Below are 21,082 nucleotides of genomic sequence, written 5' to 3'. Positions count from 1 at the left end.
ATTTTATTAATTAATGATTATGTAATTCTTTTAAATCAACTCTAGATTCCAGTAAGTATATTCGAATTTCAGTGTCCCAGATGTTAGAATTTTTATTTACTAAAAATAGTTACAAAGGGGTTTAAGCTTTTTACGATATTTTAAAACTTACTTTGCTATTAAATGGAAGGGAAACTAAGCAGTAAAGGCTGGAAACACCTCATTTTATTCGTACTTCCCTATCTTCTTTTTGTGGGTAGCTTCCAATACTTGGGAATTTTCCTATTGGGGGTTGAAAACAATATGCTGAAAGCCCCTTCTTTATTACAGTCTATTGTGTTGGCCTTTTTGGGCGCTATCGGAACTTTTTTGGTGCTATTCATTTTCATGAAATATGTGGACAGAAGGCCATTTATCGATGTGGGGTTTCGAAATCAGAACATATATTCTTCAATTTTTGTTGGCCTTTTATTAGGGTTTTTTGCCCTCGCTTCTGGTCTCTTGATAAGTATAGAATTTGAACAGTTACAAATAACTCAAATAGACTTTTCAAGTTCGAAAATTCTCCAATCCATAGTTTTGTTTTTGATTATCGCAATTACTGAAGAGACTTTGTTTAGAGGTTATGTTCTTCGCAACTTGACATGGTCATTTGGCCCATATATTGGACTAATTGTTTCGGCAATCTTGTTTGCTTTGATGCATGGTTTTAATCCGAATATTAATCTAATAGGGTTATTAAATCTTTTTTTAGCCGGACTGCTGCTTGGACTATCATATCTTTTCAATAAAAATCTGTGGTTGCCGATATCACTTCATTTTAGCTGGAATTTTTTTCAATCTCTGTTTGGATATAATGTGAGCGGGCAAAATTCTTATTCGCTTATTGAATTTAAGGTAATTGAAGCGAACCTTGTAAATGGAGGGGATTTTGGTTTCGAGGGTTCAATTTTTGCCACTGTGATTCAAATACTTCTTATTGCCCTGATTTATTTTTATTATCGAAAAGTATATGGGAAAACATCTTAAGGGGTGACTAAATCATTAACCTCATCTAATACTGAATCATCAAAGTCCTTTAGGTAAATCCCTGTAGTTTTTAACGAATGGTGGCTTTCACCAATCACCGGTAGCCGAACACCTAGATATTTGGCAATTGTGGCCCAAGAATGACGTATAGAGCAGGTGTCAGATTTGATTCAATTCACGCATCTCTAGCTATGACTTTTAAAAAGTTTATGTACTCTTCTTCAATGGGAATTATACGCTATGAACTTTTCATTACTTCCATCATAGTTGGCTAAAAACAAAAACTCGGCTGGCCTTTTTTCCTTTGGGTAATATCTAACTATGACTTTCAGCTCTGCTGTCAATTTAACTGAAATCGAATCACTTTTGGCGTAATGGAATACTCTTTAAAATTTACATCAATATTTTGTTAAGTACGTCAACTTATCCTATCAATTTTTCATATTTGGCAATATTTGAATACATTTATTATTATCAAAGGTCTGGCCAATGCCCAAAGACAATAGCCAAACAAACAAGCTTCTTATAGCGGAGGTAAGAAATGGTAACAAGAGAGCTTTTCGAAGATTATTCGAGCTCTATTGGGAACCGATGCTCTCCAAAGCCCATGCTATTGTAAGGGATAAAAATGTTTCCAAAGACATTGTACAAGAAGTATGGATCAATCTGTGGCATCTTGGTTCAGATATTCAAATTTCGAATTTAGAGGCATACCTGTTCAGAGCGGTACGAAATGGCTGTTTTAAATATTATCGGGATAAAAAATTTGATGAAACCCAAATAGAAATCATTGAAAATCTGCGGCCACCTTCCCAGCCAGAAATTTTGCAACAATTTGATTTGGATGAGACCCAAAATCGTATCAAAAGGTCATTGGAGAACCTTCCCCCAAAATGTAGACAAATTTTTGAATTAAGCCGAATCGAGCAATATAGCAATGATGAAATAGCTGATTATTTGGGTATATCGAAACGGTCAGTCCAAAATAACATATCCCTAGCTTTAAAATCACTTCGGCATACCCTTTCCATTTTTTTGTTCTTCTTGGTCTAGTTGTGTGAACTGAACTCGGTTAGACCTGAAAATTCACGGATTTCCTAAATCCTATTTTGTTAAAAAAATGTTAAAATGCTATTTTTTAGGTGAACATCGGTTCCGTTATGGTTCCCATTTATATAGTGCAATAGTTTATGCAGGAAAAAGAATTCAGAAGATTAATGGAGAAATCCATCAATGGTTCCCTTACCAAGGAAGAAGAGGAATTACTTCAAAAATTTCAGGAAGAGCTGGGTAAGACGAGTGAACCTCCCATATATAATGAACAGGGAAAGGCCCAGATGCGCGAGTCTATGTGGAAGGTCATAGAGAATCGTACTGGACCCAAACCGAAGAAGAAAATAAATTGGAGGGCAGTTTCAGTTGCCGCCATATTTATAGGGGCAGTGGGGTTGATGAGTTTGTTTTATTTGACAACTGATCAAAAAACGAATGAAATACCCCAGAATGCCATAACACTTGAGCTTGAAGACGGGACCATCAAGATTATTGAAGAGGGCGAGACCGCCGACATATTGAATTCTAAGGGGGGCAAATTAGGAAGACAAGACAAGAACGTATTGATTTATGATAAGTCAAGTATTAAAACGGAATTGGTTTATAATACTTTGACCGTACCCTATGGCAAAAGATTTGAGATTTTGCTATCAGACGGTACCAAGGTTCATTTGAATTCAGGATCATCCATTAAATACCCAACTCAGTTTCTGGAAGGAATGGAACGGCAGACCTTCATAACAGGAGAGGCATTTTTAGAGGTGGCCAAAGATTCACTACATCCATTTGTGGTCAATGCAAATGAACTGAACATAAAAGTATTGGGTACACAATTCAATGTGCACGCCTATCCGGAAGACACCGTCTCTGAAGTCGTCCTTGTTGAGGGTTCTGTAGGCCTTTATGCAGCGAATGCAAATGATGTGGGTACTGAAGGTATCACTTTGGTGCCTGGTGATATGGGGAGCTTTTCCAAGGAAGATCATGAGATTTCCACCTCTAAGGTAATTACCGATATCTATACCTCATGGATGGAAGGGGAATTGGTCTTTAGAGACATGCCGTTTGGTAACATGGTCAAAAAACTTGAACGGCACTATGATGTAACCATCATCAATGAGAATAAAAAAATATCCGATGAGAGGTTTAGTGCAAGCTTTAACAAAGTAAGCATTGAAAGGGTCTTTAAAAATTTAAGTATCTATCATGGAATAGAGTATGAAATTAACGATAGAACAATAACTATTAAATAACAACCAAAAACCAAAAGTCAATGAAATAAAACTTAAAAACTAACAACAAAAGATCACCATAAAAAAATCGGAAAATGCTGGAACATTTCCCGATTTAAAGATGTGATCATAAAGAAACTTTATTAATCACGTAAAAACACTATAAAAGTATGAAAAATCTTCTTTGGAGAACTAGAAGCTCATCATTCTTATTCAAATATGACTTAAAGATGAAAATCAGTACGCTGCTTCTGTTCATGGCCATTTTTACCATGCAGGCCAACTCATATTCACAGGGTAACAGCGTAACACTTGATTTAGAGAATGTTTCTGTCAAACAACTGATTGACGAAATAGAGAACAGCACAGATTTCAGGTTTGTTTACAGGACCAGGGATGTAGATGTAGATCGTTTGGTCACCGTAAAGGTGAAAAAGAGGTCCATTGCAACTGTTCTAAAACAAGTTTTTGGCAACACCAAAACAGCATTTGCAATAGAGGAAATAGATAACCCAGACGAGACAGATAGATTGATCCATCTTGTAGCGCGAAAATCCTCCCCAAAAAAAAATGACGATCCGGTCATCAATAGCACACCAGCCCTTCAGTTGACGGTAACCGGTACCGTGGTTGACGAAAATGGTCGGCCATTACCGGGGGCAAGCGTTGTGGAAGTGGGAACCACAAACGGGGTAAGCACCGATTTCGATGGCAATTATTCGATCGAACTATCAGGTGCCGAAGCAATTCTTGAATTCTCATATTTAGGATATACAACACAAGAAGTGACATTGAATGGACAGACCCGGTTAGATGTGCAATTACAACCCGATACGAGCCGGCTTGAAGAAGTAGTAATTATAGGTTATGGAACTACGACCAAAGAGAAATTCAATGGGGCGGTTTCCAAAGTAGAAACCGAAAAACTCAATAACTTTTCCTCAGCCAACTTTGAACAGGCCCTGTCTGGTAATATAGCCGGTGTTCAGGTTGTGGGAAATGGAAAGAACCCCGGAGAGAATTCGGTAATTCAAATACGGGGTCTGAGCACACTGACCGCAGGCACGAATCCCTTAATCGTTGTAGACGGTAATCCACTTACTGAAGGTTCTTCCTTTAGTTCTATTAGCACCCAAGACATTGAATCTGTCAATATTCTTAAAGATGCCGCATCTGCCTCTATTTATGGTTCTAGGGCTTCGAACGGGGTAATATTGATTACGACCAAAAAAGGAAGACAGGGAAAAATGGAGGTCACTTATGATACCTATTATGGTTTTCAAGACCGGGTAGATAAATTTCAATTGGCAGATGCTTATGCAACTGCCCAGTTTGATTTTGATGCACGAAACTTTGGCTATATTTCTGGAGGCCCAAACAGAAGTATAAATGATGATAATGCCACTAGAGATGCAAATGGGGGCGGTAAGCGAAGTAGGATACAGCCGTTTTTGCAAGGTTACCTAGATGGTCAACCCGGCCTGACCAATACAGATTGGACGGATGCCGTATTTCGAACAGCTGCACAACAGAACCACTATCTCAATCTTAGGGGTGGAACTGAAAAAACCGATTATTCCATTTCATTTGGTTATTTAGACCAAGATAACATTATCATTTCATCAGATTACAAGAGGTACACTTCAAACATCCAAGTGAATACTCAAATCAGCGACCGCATCAGATTTGGGGTGACATCCAATATATCTCTAGTGAATTCAAATCCGACTGGCGAGCGTGGATGGTCAGCCCATGATACCGATCCCCTTGATCAACCAGATCCGGCCTACTCTGTTGTCTTAATGCATCCTTATTATCCCATCTTCAACTCAGATGGTTCTTTTGCCATTGCCAATCAGATCGACGACAATAATGATAATTGGGATGGACCAATTTCCGAAAACATTATTGCCAAGGCAGAGCTGACCGATTTTTTTGAACGTCGGTTCAGGGTTTTCGGGAGCACCTATATAGAAGTGGACATTTGGAACGGCTTAAAGTTCAAGACTTCTTTCGGCGGTGATTACAACAGTACTTTCTCAGAATTTTTTGCCCCTTCAAGTATTGGAAACTATAGGACACCGGTCGCCAATAGCTTGACCCAAGCCTTTGAAAACAACGATAGAAGAGAAAACTATATCACCGAAAACCTATTGACCTTCAACAACATGTTCGGGAAACACAACTTTGATGCGCTTTTAGGATTTAGCTTTCAAGAGGAAAATTTCTTTAGAACCAGGTTAGAGAGCGTTAATTTCGCTGATGACAACTTGCGGAACATTTCAGGGGCGACCAATCCGGCTGCCCAGATAATAAGAAGCAAATGGGCTCTAGTTTCGTATTTCAGTCGATTGCAGTACGATTTCGATGGCCGATATTCTATATCTGCTTCTTACCGAAGAGATGGATCATCACGGTTCGGAGCCAATACAAAATACGGGGATTTTGCATCGGCTTCTGTCGGATGGACGCTCAGTAACGAGAGTTTCTTTCCTAAAGACGGTTTTTTGAGCTTTACAAAACTGCGGGCCAGTTGGGGACAAACGGGTAACAACCAAATTCGTGACTTTGCTTCCATTGCACTTGTAGCACCTGAAAATTATACCATTGATGGACAATTGGAATCCGGCTCATTCACAAGAACGTCACCCAATCCTGACCTTTCATGGGAAACGAACACAGCATTGAACCTCGGAATCGATTTGGGCTTTTTGGAAAATAGGATTCTGTTTACGGCTGAATACTACAATTCTAAGACCAAAGACCTTTTACTGGACGTTCCTGTGCCACAACAATCGGGGTTTTCAGAATCTTTACAGAATATCGGAGAGTTGGAAAACCGGGGTTTCGAGCTTGAAATAAGCGCAAACAATTTTGAATTGGGTGATTTCCGCTTTGGATTCAATGCCAATATAACCACAAATGAAAATGAAGTTTTGGCACTCGGGGAGGGTCAGGAACAAATCATCCAGACGAATGGGGGGATGCCCTTTTTGACTGAGGTTGGAGGCAATATAGCCCAGTTTTATACCTACGATATTATTGGAGTGTATAGAACGCAAGAACAAATTGATTCAGAGACCGTTACCCCTCTTGCAGGAACCGAAGTGGGTGATTATGTGGTTCGAGATGCTGACGGTGACGGTCAGATTACACCTGATGACAGGGTAAGACTTGGGGATTATAATCCTGATTTCACCTATGGTTTTGGTTTTTCCATGAACTACAAAGGTTTTGATTTAAATGCTCAGTTTCAAGGCATTGAGGGACGTAAGGCAGCAGACAACATGGTATATGATGCAGAAAGTGGAGAAGGTTTTTTTGTGCCCTCACAATATTATGTGGACAACTACTTCAACGATAGAAACCCTGATGGTTTCTTTAGAAGACCCGACTTTTCGAGCTTTTCTTCAGCCGGAAGAATTACCAGGGCATCAAGTCTGTCAGTTCTAGATGCCGACTATTTTAGGTTAAGAAGCCTTCAGTTGGGATATAATTTCCAGAATGGAGTCACTGACCATTTAGGGGTGCAAGCCTTGCGAATCTACCTTACTGGGAATAACATCTTCAATATTACGAATTACCGAGGTTATAATCCTGACGGACTAGATACACGTACCAACGAGAGACAAACACTTACTAGAGGGTGGATTACGTCAACTAGCCCTGTAACACGTTTCATTGCCCTTGGACTGAACGTAAAATTTTAATAAGATAAAACAAGATAAAATGAATTATACAAAGAACATATTTCTGATCATGATAGTCTTGCTCGGGTTCTTTTCGTGTGATGACGAACTCGATATCGTACCCATCTCAGAAAAGTCAGCCGACAATTTCTTTTCAAACGAGCAGGAGATAGAAAGTGCCATTATAGGTGTCTATGCCCAATTGCAAAACAATGGGCTATATGGTCTTGACCTCATCGGTGTAGGCGAAATACCCGCTGAGGATACTTTTGAGGAGATCGCGGCCAACGATGGAGGCCGATTTGGACAATTGGACGATTTCTCCACCAATCCGGCAAATGATTTGGTCGGCGATATCTGGAGAGAGTCTTACAGGGGCATTCAAAGAACCAACGTAGTGCTGAATCGAATAAATGATATTGAATTTGAAGATGCTTCCACAAAGACCAATAGAATTGGTGAGATGAAGTTTGTAAGGGCCTTGTTGTACTTCAATCTGGTACGTTTGTATGGTGATGTTCCCTTGGTAGTCGAAGAGACGGAGAGCCCTTTCGATTTCTTCGGACTGGGCAGGACACCTTCAACCGAGGTATATGCCCAAATAACTGCAGATTTAACCGATGCGGTCCAAGATCTTCCTGCCGCAAAACTCCCCGGAAGGCCTGCTTCTGGGACCGCCCAGGCCCTGTTGGCAGATGTACAATTGACATTGGGTAATTTTTCAGGAGCACTGACCAATCTAGAGGCTGTAGTAAATTCAGGACAGTTTGAATTAATGCCCAGTACTTCGGAAATATTCGGGGAGGCCAATGAGGGCAATGCAGAAATCCTCTTTGAAGTTCAGTATGCAAGTGGCTTTGATGCCGATGGAAGTGATGAAGGAAGTTCAGCAGGGTCACAATTTAGACCTTCTGGGACAACGGCAAATGCCAAAGGCCATAATTTACCCACACAGGCATTTATTGACTTGTTTGAGGCCGGTGACACACGTCTTGACGATTATGTGGCCATTGACCCAGATGCCAATCCTTTTTATTTCTTGACCAAATATGAAGTTTCGGCCACTGGGGCCGATGACGGGGGCACCGACCACATCATTATACGTTTTGCCGATGTCATATTGAAATACGCAGAGGCACTGAATGAGAATGGACAGACTCCAGAGGCCATCATACAATTGAACCGTATCCGTTCGAGAGCAGGTCTGGCTGGCACAACTGCAACATCACAAGCTGACGTAAGATCTGCAATAAGACAGGAACGCAGATTTGAATTGGTCGGTGAGGGAAAAAGATGGCTCGATCTAAAGCGCTATGGTACGGCAATAGAGGTGATGAACGCCTTTTTCGCAAGTAACAATGCTGGCGTAACCATTAATGACAATAATTTGGTCTTGCCAATTCCGCAGAGCCAAATCGATACCGATCCAGACTTTATAGAACAAAATCCAGGATATTAATATAAATAAAAAGGGAAGGCCATGGTGCCTTCCCTTTACATGATAATCTAGATATGAATTCAAGGTTTTTTACAGTGTTGGTGCTTATGCTGTTCTGTTTTGTTTCATGCAAGCAGGAAGTCAAAACGATTCCTGTTTCAAAAGAATCGGCAACAACCCCAACCGATGCTCAAAAAGGTACATCCATTGAAAGTCTTATTGACAATCTTCAGAACTCCAGAAACCAGGAAATCATGGTGGTTGCCCATAGAGGTGACTGGCGAAACGCTCCAGAAAATTCATTACAGGCCATTGAAAATTGCATCAAAATGGGTGTAGACATGGTCGAGATCGATGTGCGCCAAACCAAAGATGGCCAACTGATATTGATGCATGATGAGACCATAGATAGAACAACAACGGGCACTGGAAAAGTAACGGAGCTGACTTGGGATTATCTGCAAACGCTGCAGCTACGTGATGGCATCGGGCACGAAACACCACACAAAATCCCAACCTTGGAAGAAGCCCTCAGATTGTGCAAAGGGAAAATCTTGGTCAACTTGGATAAGAGCTACAACATCTTTGCCAAATGCTATGAAGTGGTTCAAGACACCGGAACCGAAAAACAGGTAATAATCAAGGGGGCAATACCTTATCAACAGGTCAAGGATGAATTTGGGGAATATCTTGATAAAGTTTATTTCATGCCGATTGTAAGGGCAAAAAACCCAGATTCACAGGCTATCGTAGATGAATATTTGGAGTATTTGAAACCTGTAGCCTTTGAGTTTACGGTTCCGCAAGATACGCTTCAGATAGTGGAATATTTTGACGACATCAGGGCCAAGGGTTCATCTGTTTGGGTCAATGCACTTTGGCCACATCACAATGGTGGTCACGACGATGAGAGAGCAGCTATAAATCCATCTGTATATGACTGGTTTGTTGAAAACGATATTGATATCATCCAGACCGATCGTCCGAAACTCCTTTTAGAGTATCTCCGAAGCAGAAACTTACATAATTGATTTAAAAAATGAGGACATTCAATAAATACCCAACACTTCTACTGTTCTTACTGGGCATAGTGTGCAGTACTTATCCGCAAGATGCAACTAGGTCGGCTAAAATTTTGCAACATCTTAAAAACCCGTCCAAGAACCACATCGTGGTAGTATCACATCGTGGCGATTGGCGATATGCGCCTGAAAATAGTCTTCAAGCGATACAGCGTTGTATTGATTTGGGGGTAGATGTAATCGAGTTGGATTTTAGGCTTACCAAAGATGGTTATTTAGTGGCCATGCACGATGAAACGGTAGATCGAACCACAAATGGCAAAGGCCGGGTCAGTGATCTTACTCTTGAAGAAATCAAAAAGCTAAGATTGAAGAATGCTTGTGGGGTAAGACATTCAAGACAGCAAGTGCCAACTTTAGAGGAAGTAATGAACTTGGTCAAGGGTAAGGTGATGGTGAATTTGGATAAGACAGAAAGTCGATGGGTAAGAGAAGCTTACGAAGTGCTAAAAAAAACGGGGACCACAGATCACGCCATTTTTAAGGGCAATGATGATTTTGAGGTCATGAAGGAAAAATACGGAACCTTGATGGACAGCATAATCTATATGCCAAAATTATGGCCAGGAAACAAAGAAGTCAGGGCCTACCGAGAAACATACGAAAATACAATTGACCCCTTTTATTATGAGACACTTTTCGATTCTGAAAGAGCAGAAACATTTGCCATAATTCAAGATTTGAAAAAAGATGGAGATGGCTTTTTGGCCATTGCCCTATGGGATGACCTTTGTGCGGGCCGAACCGATGAAGTCGCTCTCCTGGAAGGTCCGGAAAAGGCTTGGGGCTGGCTTATAGAACAGGGAGCGGACGGAATTATGACCGATCGGCCCGAAGAATTGTTGAAATATCTGAAATCTAAGGGGTTAAGAAATTGAACGCTTTGATTCTTCATTGACCAATAATAAGTAGAGTTAGTTAGTTTTTTTGAGTTAATTGAAGCGAAAAGCGCAGCAAGTCTGCGCTTTTCTTTCCCCTTTTAAAACTATTGTAAAAGATTGTAAATTTTATGCTAGGTTATTTTAAAAAATCGCCTCCAGTCTCTCCCGCAGGCACAAAGCTAGAGCAACAGACGAAGTACAGACGGCTCAAATGGCAGGTATTCTTATCGGCCACCATAGGCTACGGGCTGTACTATGTATGCCGCTTGAGCTTGAACGTGGTCAAAAAGCCTATTGTTGACAGTGGGGTATTGACCGAATCGCAATTGGGCATAGTGGGTTCGGCATTGTTCTTCAGCTATGCCGTGGGCAAGTTCACCAATGGCTTTTTGGCCGACCATAGCAACATACGGCGGTTTATGTCATTTGGGCTATTGGTTTCGGCTTTGGCGAATTTGGCGATGGGTTTTACAGGGGTATTTCTCTTTTTTGCCATCTGTTGGGGCGTGAACGGTTGGGTGCAGTCCATGGGGGCACCGTCAAGTGTCGTCTCCCTCTCCCGTTGGTATACGGACAAGGAGCGGGGAAGCTTCTATGGTTTTTGGAGCACCAGCCATAACATTGGTGAGGCACTCACCTATATCCTCACGGCGGTCGTTGCCTCCTATTTTGGTTGGCAATGGGGGTTTCGTTCAGCGGCATTGATCGGAATCTTTGGCGCAGTGCTCATTTTCATGTTCTTTCATGACAGTCCCGAAAGTAAGGGACTTTCTCCGGTAAACCCTGAGACGGTCACCAAAAAGACCACTACCTGGGGCGAACAGAAACTTGCCTTGAAAAACCCCTATATCTGGTTGTTGGCCCTTTCAAGCGGTTTTATGTACATCTCACGCTATGCAGTCAACAGTTGGGGGCCTTATTATTTTGAAGCGGCTAAGGGATACACCCTTACCGAGGCCAATTCATTGGTGGCCATTAGTGCCGTTTGCGGCATATTGGGCACGGCATCCTCTGGATTTATCTCTGACAAGTTCTTCAAGGGGCATCGAAACATGCCCGCACTTTTGTACGGGTTGATGAATGTTCTGGGCCTATCGCTCTTTCTACTGGGGCCAAAAGGTCTCTGGTGGATCGATGCCCTGAGCATGGTCATCTTTGGTCTGGCCATCGGGGCCCTTATCTGTTATCTAGGCGGCCTTATGGCGGTCGATATAGCCTCTAAAAAAGCATCAGGGGCCGCACTCGGTATGGTGGGCATTATGAGCTACGCCGCAGCTGGGATACAGGATATTGCCAGCGGTTTTCTCATAGAGGGAAATAAATCAGTGGTAAATGGGGAGACCCTATATGATTTTTCATCGATAACCATCTTTTGGATCGGTGCGGCCGTGCTCTCTGTGGTATTTGCATTGTTTACTTGGAAGAAAACATAAAAAAAAGAGAAGTTGGTATGAAAGGTGATATAAAAAATATCATTTTCGATTTGGGAGGGGTCATTATGGATTTGGATGTCGGTAAGACCATTGAGGGTTTTCGGTGCTTGGGTATTACCAATATCATAAACGAAACAGGCCATCATTATACGAATCGAGTTTTTTATGATCTTGAAATTGGAAAAATTTCAAAAACCGAATTTCTATCAGAGCTAACGAAAATGTCCGATCAAGATATTTTACCAAGTGCAATTGGCAAAGCATGGAATGCCATGATATTGGGCATGCCCAAAGAACGAATCGATTTTTTAATGAGGTTAAAGAACAAGTATCGTATTTTCCTGCTAAGCAATACCAATTGCATACATCAACGTAAGTTTTTATCGCAGTTCAAAAAACAATATGGCTTCCATTTTAATGAACTGTTTGAAAAAGCGTACTATTCACATGAAATTGGTATGAGAAAACCTGATATAAAAACTTTCCAATTTGTAATAAGTGATAGTGGCATTGTTCCTATTAAAACACTATTTGTTGATGATTCGCTTGAAAATATTAATCACGCAAAAGAAACAGGGCTACAGGTATTTCATGTAAAAAATTACGACTGGTTGAACTTGGTTGAAAATAACACCCACTAAACAATAATAGGCAAGTAAAACATGGCATTGGAAATTATTGAAATAGAATTCTAAGGACATGAAAAAGGGTTTCTGATCGATAAGGTCGGGGTCATTGATCAGTGCACCATGAAAATCGGAAAGTGGGCGACCGATATGGTGGTAAAGAGAATGGAATTCGGAGTACCCGGTTCATTTCAGATCAAACAGGTCAAATCAATAGTTATTTAGGGGCAATGACGGAATATTTGGAAAAAACGTATATCAGAAAAGAACATCTTGACCGGTACAGAGGTTATGGTATGTCCATATCGTTTTTATTCACGATTTGTCGAACATTGGTCATTTCGCCGTAATTTACCCATGCCAACACCGACATAATTCAAAACTTCCTGTCATGAAAATCAGCTTTTTCTTTGTTGCGTCACTTCTCTATGTTACTATGACAGTTGCCCAAGAAATGACGGTAGAGAGGTTGTTATCAATCATAGAACAGGAGGTCGATACCGTTTCTGTGCAGAACAATTCCATTCAATTCATGTTCAACAACAGCCTTTTGATCTGTATCCATGATGAAAATGCCAATCGCATGCGCATCATCGCGCCCATTATCGAACGTGAAAAATTGACAGAAGAAGATTTACTGAACGCCCTAGTGGCCAATTTTCACTCTGCACTCGATGTCAAATATGCCTTGAGCGATGAGATTATCTGGTCGGTGTATGCCCATCCGCTACGTGAGTTGTCTGAATATCAGGTCATAGACGCGATTCAACAGGTATATGCTGCTGCCCTTACCTTTGGGGATTCATTTTCAAGCACGAATTTGGTGTTTCCCGGCAACAGTAAGAAAAAAGAAAAACCGAAGTCAAAGATTCTGAAAAAGACCTAGAAACTGAGTTCAGGAACCTTGCCCTTTACACCTTTGAAGAATTCGTGAATGGTTGTAAAATCGCTTTCTATATTGTCTGTCGTATGAAACGGTCTTGAAATTTTGACCTGTTTCTTGCCAAAATCAAAGGCGACCATTACAATCGGCACTTCAGCACCTTTGGCGATATAGTAAAAACCTGTTTTCAAACGCGTTACCTTTTTTCGTGTGCCCTCTGGGGCCAATGCCAATCTGAACACTTTTCGTTCCTTAAAAATATGAACGACCGTATCGACGAGATTGTTGTTCTTCGAACGGTCAACAGGGGTACCGCCCGTCCATCGAAAAAACCATCCAAAAGGGGGTTTGAACAGACTTTTTTTACCGATGTAATGTATTTCTCTATTCACTACCTTTCGTACGACAAGACCTAGAAAAAAATCATGCCAATGGGTGTGCGGTACCACGATGACCACACATTTCTCCATCTCAGGAAAATGTCCAACTAGTTTCCAGCCCATTATTCTGTAATAGAGAAATTTGGCTATTCTATGCATAGACGTACTTTTTGGGAAGACTTCCCAGCCCTAAATCTTTTTGTAGATCGATTTGAGTTTTTCTGGGGTGATCATTTTTTTCCAATCCCTTCCCAAAGCATTTTCCCAAAGGGGTTCCATACGCAGGGCCACTGAAATCATGGCGTCAAATTCGGCAGATGATAGATGGGCACAAACACCCTCGGGCAACACAAGCTGTTGCTTCTCGAGCATTTGTTCAAAGAGCACTACCCCATCATGATAAAACTCAGAAAGATGTTGAAACACCAAACAGTTGCCAATACCGTGTTTGATGCCCAAAGCGTAAGAAAGCCCATAGCTCATGGCGTGGGCAATGCCCACCTGCGAATAGGCGATGCTCATGCCCCCATGCCAAGACGCCATCATCAATTTGTCTTGGGCCTCTTCTTCATGAAGACCGTTAAGAAAAACCTCTTTGCAAAGGTTGAGCGCCGCTTCACCATAACTTTGGCTAAAGGTGTTCAAATAGGTGCCGTTAAGGGATTCGATACAATGTATAAAACAATCCATACCCGTATAGAACCATTGGTCTTTTGGCACTGTGGTCGTTAGTTCAGGGTCAAGTACCACTTGGTCAAATGTGGTATAATCTGAATTGATGCCCAACTTCTTGTCAGGGCTCAAAAGAACTGTTGTACGGGATACTTCTGCGCCCGTACCGCTTATGGTCGGCACACCGACATGGTATATGGCCGGTTTTTCGACCAAGTCCCAGCCTTGGTATTGCTCTGCAACGCCTTTATTGGTCAGCATAATGGCTACGGCCTTGGCCAAGTCAAGTAAGGTACCGCCACCAATGCCCACAATACCAGAGGGAAGCTCATCAAACTCTTCCCTTATTTTTGAGACAAGTGCATCGACTTGTTCGGTCTTCGGCTCTTCGTCTGCAGATATGAAAATAATCTGGTCGTTGAACAACCAGGGAATACGCTCTTGCAACTCTTTTCCTTCGAAAAAATCATCTACCAGAAAAATAATCGGGGCATCTGAATTTCTACGTTTAGGCAACAAAATATCGGCTAGTTGGCTAAAACTTCCCCTACCAAAAACGACCCTTGGCACCATCGGAAAGTTGCGGTACCCCGTTTGTATTTTTTTCGTCAGGGGTTCGTGGCCCGATTTGTTCAATTCTTCCATCATAATTTCAAATATTTCAGAATATCTGTTATTCTATTCAATTTTAGATGGTCGTTCACTATTTCTTCTTCTGACACCAATTCATGCGCCCAAGTGGTGTGAAAAGGAACATGTACGGCCTTTGCCCCAATGTTCAATATCGGCAAAACATCTGACTTCAACGAGTTGCCGATCATCAAAAACTCTTCATGTGCTATGTTCAAGTGTTCTAACAGATTGCTATAATTCTCTTCTTTTTTGTCGCTGAGCACCTCTACATGATGAAAATATTTTGAAAGGCCAGATCGTTTCAGCTTGCGTTCTTGATCCAAAAGGTCGCCCTTGGTCAAAACGATCAATCGGTATTTGTCGGCCAATTTTTGCAGCACCTCCTCTACACCATCCAACAATTCGACCGGTTTTGCTATCATCTCCTTACCTAGATGCAAGATTTTTGATATGGTTTCTTGCGAAATCTTGGTATTTGACAAGTCAAGTGCACACTCGACCATTGAAAGCACAAAGCCTTTGATACCATACCCATACAGTTCGAGGTTCTTCATCTCTATTTTGAACAATTCTTGGTCGATTTTGTTCTTTGTCTCATAGTTTTCGAGCAATTCGGCAAAACGTTCTTCGGCCTCGCGAAAATAGGTTTCGTTTACCCATAGGGTATCATCGGCATCAAACCCGATCACTTTTATGTTCGAATAGTCTACCTCCATACTTTTCTGGCTCTTTCTAGATCTTCAGGTGTATCGATTTCTATGCCCGTGACTTCGGTTTCGACCATTTTGATTTTTTTGCCATGCTCTAAAAATCTGATGGCCTCGATTTTCTCACTGGCTTCCAACGGCAACATGGGCAAGCGCTGAAAGTCAAGCAAAGCCCTCTTGCGAAAGGCATAAATGCCCTTGTGCTTATAATATTTTGGATTTGCACCTTTATCTCTCGGATAGGGGATCGGTGATCTCGAAAAATACAGGGCAAAGTTACGGCCATCGACAATGACCTTTACCGTATTCGGATTTGAAATTTCATCCCAATCAACAATTGGTGTCATCAAAGAAGCCAAATCGATTTCTTCATTGACATCTTCTTTAAAAACGGCCAACACCTTGGCAAGACTTTCTTTTTCGATAAACGGTTCATCACCTTGTACGTTGACCACAATATCGACATCCAATTCTTCAACGGCCTCTGCTATTCGATCGCTACCACTCTCATGCTCGTGCTTGCTCATGATGGCCTTGCCACCATTGTTGACCACCAACTCGAAAATGATATCGCTATCGGTCACCACGTACACCTCATCAAAGAGTCCTGTCTTTTTTGTAGCCTCATAGGTACGTAGAATAACCGGTTTGCCTTCAAGGTCTTGCATCAATTTAGCCGGAAACCTCGATGCCTGATAACGGGCAGGTATCATTGAAATTATCTTCACTGAGGCACGAATTATGTTTTTCTGTTCTTTCTTGGCCGTAGTTTTCTATAGATACTAAAGATGAACGCCAAGATGATGATCACCAAAAAAGTGGCGACTATTGGGGCAAATATTGAAGCGGTCGAGACCACAGCGGCAGTACCTGTTTCAACCGTTGAAACCAATGGATTGGCCACTCCGCCCGTAGTAGCCGTCGAAGTAAGCCTTCCTGCTGCGTTGGCCCCCTTAATGGCCGTTGCGGTTCCGCCACCGGCGATAATGGCCAGTGACCAGGTAATCACAGGATCTAAATTGGCGACTGTCGATACCATCACGGCCGTGCCGGCAATAGCGGCAAGGGGTATGGCGACGCTATCAAGAAGGTTATCGACCCAAGGAATGAAATAGGCGAATATCTCAACCAAAGTGGCCACTCCAAGAGTGATGACGGCGGCAAGGCTTCCTATCCATGCCCAATTATCGTTAAGCTCCCATAAACCGAAATGGGCAGCGAGACTCAGCACAAAAAGGGGCAAAAAGACTCGAAACCCCGTCGAGGCGGCCAGTCCTATCCCCAAAAAAATACTGATGATCGTCTCTTGTGTCATTAACTAGCCTTTTCACGAAAATAGATCATTCGCCCTCAAGAAAAAAATTATTGGAAAAGCCGATAAGATATAGTTTTCTCTTGGCCCTGGTCACGGCAGTGTACAGCCACCTCAAATATTCTTTGTCTACACCATTTATGACGTATGGTTGTTCAACAAAAACGGTGTTCCATTGACCACCTTGTGATTTATGACAGGTAATGGCATATGAAAATTTGACTTGGAGCGCATTGAAGTAACGGTTGTTCTTGACACCCAAAAAACGCTTGTACTTCGATTTTTCATGGGCATAATCTTGAGCGACCTCTTGATATAATCGATTGCTCTCTTCGTAAGGCAATGAGGGTGATTCGGCACTTATGGTATCTAATAGCAAGACTGTTTCAAATGGCCTTTGGTTCGGATAATCGACCATTCTGGCCTTTACCTCTGCAAATGAAAAGCCGTATAACTGTTTAATGGCAAATATCTCGAGTACTTCAATGATATCGCCATTGGCGATGAAACCAGCCTCTGAATTGGGCCTAAGCCAGAAATAGTTGTTTTTTACAACCATCATATAGTCGCCTACCGAAATCTCATTTTCAAGAAACAGTATACGTTCACGAATGTTTTGGTTGTACAGGTTGGCCCTTTTGTTTGACCGAACGATAATGGCGGTTTCTTCTTTTCCGTTCTGCGAATAGGAAGAATCTATGGCTTCCTGTATTTCATGGCCATCAACAAGTCTGATGATGTCTTCAAAAGGATGCAATTGAAATCTAAATCCTTCAAAAAAACCACTTTGAATTTGTTCTCGAATGCCCGTTGCATTCATTAAGATACCAGAATCACTGGCCTGTCGAACTACTTCATCAAGCTCGAGCATCTCTACTTCTTTATCGTAGCCCAGGGAAAGCTGGTCGCCGTTCAATGCCGGACTCAGATCAGCGCCAACAGGGGGTAATTGTGCCATGTCACCGATCAAGATAAGCTTACATTGATGACCTGAATAGACATAATGCATAAGGTCATCTAACAACCCGTTATCGAATAGTTTTGAATCAGCTCCCACATCAGAAATCATTGAAGCCTCATCGACAATAAACAATGTATTTCGGTGTTTGTTGGGAGCCAAAACAAATTTGATCGCCCCTGATGTATTCTTCTTTGGAAAGTAGATCTTCTTATGGATGGTATTTGCCGTAGCGCTTGAATAACCGCTCATGACCTTGGCCGCCCTACCTGTGGGGGCCATTAAAACGTATTTCAATCTGGCCTTCCATAACATATTGACCAAACAGGCCATTAAAGTGGTTTTGCCCGTACCGGCAAAACCTTTTAAAACGAAGAGTTCATCCTTTTTTTTTGATAGGGCGAATTCGGAAAGTTTCTTTAATGCGGCCTTCTGTTTTTGGGTAGGCTCATAAGAAAATTTCTCAAGCAGAAGACCGTAAAAATCCGTAGTTGTCAAGTCGTTCATGATGCCCTAAAGATAGACCTGTTTTTTGATGAAAAAGTTTCGTGATTAAAAAAAAATTGTAGATTTGTGAATAACCACTAAATTAACTCAGAAAGACTATCCACTATGTTGAAATTGATACTAATTGTAGTCGGTATATGCCTTGTAACTTTCTTGTTGGTATATATCATTGATAAATTCTTGCCGCTGAAAGCAAAGCCTTTTTTGATTCTATTGTTTGGCATTTTGAGTATTTTTATGGGTTATCTCATTTACAACTCCATCACGGCCCCAATTCAGTTTGAAAAGGTGAAACAAGAGCGTTATGCGGCCGTTATTGCCAAGCTTAAGGATATTCGTAATGCGCAAGAGGCCCATAAGACGGTCAAAGGAAAATATGCAAATGATTTCAATGGTCTCGTTCAATTTGTTGATACGGCCAACTTTACGATCACCCAACAACGTGACTCTTCTTTTATGCGCTATGACAAGATATATCAAATTGAGTTGCAAAAAGATACGGTCATCATCGACACTTTGGGCTTTGTCGGGGTTCGCGATTCATTGTTCAAAAACAGTGATCGGTACAAGACCATGATGAACGTGCCCTTTGGCCAAAACAATGAGAAATTTGAATTAAAAGCCGACATCATCGATAAGAGCGGTTACAGAGCTGCGGTGTTTGAGGCAAAAATCAAAAAAGATGTGGTGCTACATGACCAGCCTCAAGATCTTTTAGAGCGCGAAAATGCCCATATAAGTGTTGAAGAAGTGAATGGTACCGAAATCAAGGTAGGCTCGCTCACTGAGGTCAGTACCAGTGGTAATTGGCCCGCTATTTATGATAGAAAAGGTGAAAACCAATAATATAGACAACACTATAACTGATACTCCTTTTAAGAAATTGTCCATTCAGGTTGGCTTGAATGGACTTTCTTTTTGTATTATCGATACCATTGGAAACAAAATAGTTGATTCTGATCAACTCGTATTCAAGACAGAATCTACACCTTACCTTTTACTAAAGGAATTAAAAAATCTTTTTGCCCAAAAGAATGTTGCGCGGCACCAGATCTCAAATGTTACGGTTGTGCACCAAAACAACTTGTTCAGTATTGTGCCCAAAGTGTTCTTTAATGCCGACGAGCTACCCAATTACCTAAAGTTCAATACCAAAATATTGCCCAGTGACCATATCGTTTTCGACGAAATAAAAAATCATGATATGGTCAATGTATATGTGCCGTACACCAATGTAAATAATTATATTTTTGAACAATACGGCGAATTTGAGTTTAAGCATTCAGGCACTGTTTTGATACAGACACTGCTAGAGCAGCAAAATACGGGTTCTGAACCCATTTGTTATGTTCACGTGACCGAGCGAACGCTCGAAATAATCGTGGTTCGCCAAAAAAGTCTTTTGTTGTACAACTTCTTCGATTATCAAACCAAAGAAGACTTCTTGTACTATGTGCTCTTTGTGTTCGAGCAATTGGGGCTCGATGTTGAAAAGCACCATCTAAAGCTGTTCGGAAGAATTGAAGAAAACGATTCGGTTTATACGCTCTGTTACGGGTATATCAAAAATATCTCGGTCTTTACCCTTGCGAACTCCTCTTATTTTTTTGATCATCTTCAAGAAGATTCAATTGATCTCACACTTTTAAGTTCCCTTTAAATGCGGATCATTTCAGGAAAATATAGGGGCAAACGACTTGTCGCCCCCAAAAAGTTGCCGGTACGCCCAACCACTGATATGGCGAAAGAAGGGCTATTCAACATTCTCAACAACACGTTTTTTTTTGACGAACTGAAGGTATTAGATCTATTCGCGGGTACAGGAAACATAAGCTATGAGTTTGCTTCAAGAGGTTGTAGAGATGTAACGGCCGTTGATAGCCATTCAGCTTGTGTGAGCTATATTGCAAAGATTTCGAAAGAACTTGAACTTGGTATCAAAACGGTCAAGGCAGATGTTTATAAATTTTTGAAGGGAAACGATTTGAAGTTTGACATCATCTTTTCCGACCCGCCCTACAGCTTCATGCCAGACGATTTTCAAAAAATAGTCGAATTGGTTTTTGCTGAAAAGCTACTGAATGAAGATGGACTTCTGATCATCGAGCATGCCTCACAAACCGATTTGTCCAAATTATACCATTTTCAAGAGGGTAGAAAATATGGGGGAAGTACCTTTAGTTTTTTCGAATGGTAAAAAGCAGGCCATAAGCCGGATTCTGTGTGTTCTGCCCCGATAGCTACCGGGATTCAGAATTCCTTATCATTTATCTAAAATCTTGGTCGCCCAAAATCTCTATCCGCCTACCCTCCAGCTCGAGCGTGCCACCCTTTTCCGATAACTATCGGAACACTGGTTTACATGACGTTTCACCACATAGAGTTTACCTGATTTCACTACAGCCTAACTGTACATACTTTCTGTTGCACTGGTCCTTCCCGATAGCTATCGGGAGACGGGCGTTACCCGTTATGTTGCACTTTGGTGTCCGGACTTTCCTCCCCAACCAAAAAGGTTGAAGCGATAAGGTGGCCTGCAATTGCAAAGGTAGCTTAATTGTTGATAAAAATTAATGCTACAAACAATC

Annotated in this window: 19 protein-coding genes and 1 other RNA gene; 13 read left to right on the top strand and 7 right to left on the bottom strand. The window is 41.5% G+C overall.

All coding sequences use genetic code 11. The annotated features are described in order from the left end of the window. Positions 1–162 precede the first annotated feature (162 nt). The 10 genes from L0P89_RS13480 to L0P89_RS13430 all read left to right on the top strand — a co-directional run bounded on the left by L0P89_RS13480 (position 163) and on the right by L0P89_RS13430 (position 13,328). Positions 163–1,008 carry a CPBP family intramembrane glutamic endopeptidase gene (locus L0P89_RS13480; RefSeq protein ID WP_235265640.1) on the top strand — a complete coding sequence of 282 codons (846 nt, stop codon included), beginning with the start codon at positions 163–165 and terminating at the stop codon, positions 1,006–1,008. A gap of 489 nt (positions 1,009–1,497) precedes the next feature. Further along, complete coding sequence (locus tag L0P89_RS13470; protein ID WP_235265639.1) at positions 1,498–2,061, top strand: RNA polymerase sigma-70 factor; 564 nt, start codon at positions 1,498–1,500, stop codon at positions 2,059–2,061. A gap of 137 nt (positions 2,062–2,198) precedes the next feature. Continuing rightward, positions 2,199–3,314, top strand: a complete 1,116-nt coding sequence (locus L0P89_RS13465; protein WP_235265638.1) for a FecR family protein — start codon at positions 2,199–2,201, stop codon at positions 3,312–3,314. A gap of 209 nt (positions 3,315–3,523) precedes the next feature. Beyond that, positions 3,524–7,003 carry a TonB-dependent receptor gene (locus L0P89_RS13460; RefSeq protein ID WP_235265637.1) on the top strand — a complete coding sequence of 1,160 codons (3,480 nt, stop codon included), beginning with the start codon at positions 3,524–3,526 and terminating at the stop codon, positions 7,001–7,003. Between the two features lie 19 nt (positions 7,004–7,022). Continuing rightward, complete coding sequence (locus tag L0P89_RS13455) at positions 7,023–8,441, top strand: RagB/SusD family nutrient uptake outer membrane protein (protein ID WP_235265636.1); 1,419 nt, start codon at positions 7,023–7,025, stop codon at positions 8,439–8,441. Positions 8,442–8,494: 53 nt separating this feature from the next. Further along, positions 8,495–9,451 (top strand): glycerophosphodiester phosphodiesterase family protein, encoded by a 957-nt coding sequence (locus tag L0P89_RS13450; protein WP_235265635.1) that lies wholly within the window; start codon positions 8,495–8,497, stop codon positions 9,449–9,451. A gap of 140 nt (positions 9,452–9,591) precedes the next feature. Then, positions 9,592–10,380, top strand: coding sequence for a glycerophosphodiester phosphodiesterase family protein (locus L0P89_RS13445; RefSeq protein ID WP_235265634.1), 789 nt, complete (start codon positions 9,592–9,594; stop codon positions 10,378–10,380). Between the two features lie 131 nt (positions 10,381–10,511). After that, positions 10,512–11,816 (top strand): MFS transporter, encoded by a 1,305-nt coding sequence (locus tag L0P89_RS13440; RefSeq protein ID WP_235265633.1) that lies wholly within the window; start codon positions 10,512–10,514, stop codon positions 11,814–11,816. Next, entirely contained in the window at positions 11,801–12,457 is a 657-nt protein-coding gene (locus tag L0P89_RS13435) for an HAD family hydrolase (RefSeq protein WP_235265632.1), read from the top strand. Before L0P89_RS13440 ends, L0P89_RS13435 begins: the two co-directional genes overlap by 16 nt. Positions 12,458–12,833: 376 nt before the next feature. Beyond that, positions 12,834–13,328 (top strand): hypothetical protein, encoded by a 495-nt coding sequence (locus L0P89_RS13430; RefSeq protein ID WP_235265631.1) that lies wholly within the window; start codon positions 12,834–12,836, stop codon positions 13,326–13,328. Here the strand turns inward: L0P89_RS13430 and L0P89_RS13425 are convergent. From L0P89_RS13425 to L0P89_RS13400, 6 genes are read right to left on the bottom strand one after another with little or no spacing between them, the layout of a single operon-like run. After that, positions 13,325–13,864: a 1-acyl-sn-glycerol-3-phosphate acyltransferase gene (locus tag L0P89_RS13425; protein ID WP_235265630.1), complete on the bottom strand. Its 540-nt coding sequence runs from the start codon at positions 13,862–13,864 to the stop codon at positions 13,325–13,327. The two genes, L0P89_RS13430 and L0P89_RS13425, sit on opposite strands and share 4 nt — an antisense overlap. 30 nt (positions 13,865–13,894) lie before the next feature. Beyond that, the gene (locus tag L0P89_RS13420; RefSeq protein WP_235268044.1) at positions 13,895–15,022 is read right to left on the bottom strand and encodes an iron-containing alcohol dehydrogenase family protein; all 1,128 of its coding nucleotides are present in this window, start codon (positions 15,020–15,022) and stop codon (positions 13,895–13,897) included. Next, entirely contained in the window at positions 15,022–15,726 is a 705-nt protein-coding gene (locus L0P89_RS13415) for an HAD family hydrolase (RefSeq protein WP_235265629.1), read from the bottom strand. The genes L0P89_RS13420 and L0P89_RS13415 overlap by 1 nt, the downstream gene beginning before the upstream one ends. Beyond that, the gene (kdsB, locus tag L0P89_RS13410) at positions 15,717–16,430 is read right to left on the bottom strand and encodes a 3-deoxy-manno-octulosonate cytidylyltransferase (protein WP_235268043.1); all 714 of its coding nucleotides are present in this window, start codon (positions 16,428–16,430) and stop codon (positions 15,717–15,719) included. Before kdsB ends, L0P89_RS13415 begins: the two co-directional genes overlap by 10 nt. A 26-nt stretch (positions 16,431–16,456) precedes the next feature. After that, the gene (locus L0P89_RS13405; protein ID WP_235265628.1) at positions 16,457–17,032 is read right to left on the bottom strand and encodes a DUF4126 domain-containing protein; all 576 of its coding nucleotides are present in this window, start codon (positions 17,030–17,032) and stop codon (positions 16,457–16,459) included. Between the two features lie 25 nt (positions 17,033–17,057). Continuing rightward, positions 17,058–18,494 (bottom strand): ATP-dependent RecD-like DNA helicase, encoded by a 1,437-nt coding sequence (locus L0P89_RS13400; protein ID WP_235265627.1) that lies wholly within the window; start codon positions 18,492–18,494, stop codon positions 17,058–17,060. A gap of 105 nt (positions 18,495–18,599) precedes the next feature. On the opposite strand from L0P89_RS13400, the gene L0P89_RS13395 reads away from it, so the two are divergent. Genes L0P89_RS13395 through L0P89_RS13385 form a run of 3 tightly spaced genes read left to right on the top strand, consistent with a single transcriptional unit; the run spans position 18,600 to position 20,691 of the window. Further along, a complete protein-coding gene (locus L0P89_RS13395; RefSeq protein WP_235265626.1) occupies positions 18,600–19,340 on the top strand; it encodes a hypothetical protein in 741 nt (246 codons plus the stop codon). Next, positions 19,315–20,154 carry a DUF3822 family protein gene (locus L0P89_RS13390; protein ID WP_235265625.1) on the top strand — a complete coding sequence of 280 codons (840 nt, stop codon included), beginning with the start codon at positions 19,315–19,317 and terminating at the stop codon, positions 20,152–20,154. Before L0P89_RS13395 ends, L0P89_RS13390 begins: the two co-directional genes overlap by 26 nt. After that, positions 20,155–20,691, top strand: a complete 537-nt coding sequence (locus L0P89_RS13385; protein ID WP_235265624.1) for an RsmD family RNA methyltransferase — start codon at positions 20,155–20,157, stop codon at positions 20,689–20,691. On the opposite strand, the gene rnpB is transcribed toward L0P89_RS13385, so the two are convergent. Further along, an RNA gene (gene rnpB / locus L0P89_RS13380) (RNase P RNA component class A) lies at positions 20,688–21,035 on the bottom strand. The genes L0P89_RS13385 and rnpB overlap by 4 nt on opposite strands. Positions 21,036–21,082 lie beyond the last annotated feature (47 nt).

This window comes from Muricauda sp. SCSIO 65647 (genome assembly GCF_021534965.1).
In the GTDB taxonomy this organism is placed as follows: domain Bacteria; phylum Bacteroidota; class Bacteroidia; order Flavobacteriales; family Flavobacteriaceae; genus Flagellimonas_A.
Note: the sequence above shows the minus strand (reverse complement) of the source record. Positions and strands in the feature narration are given on the sequence as shown.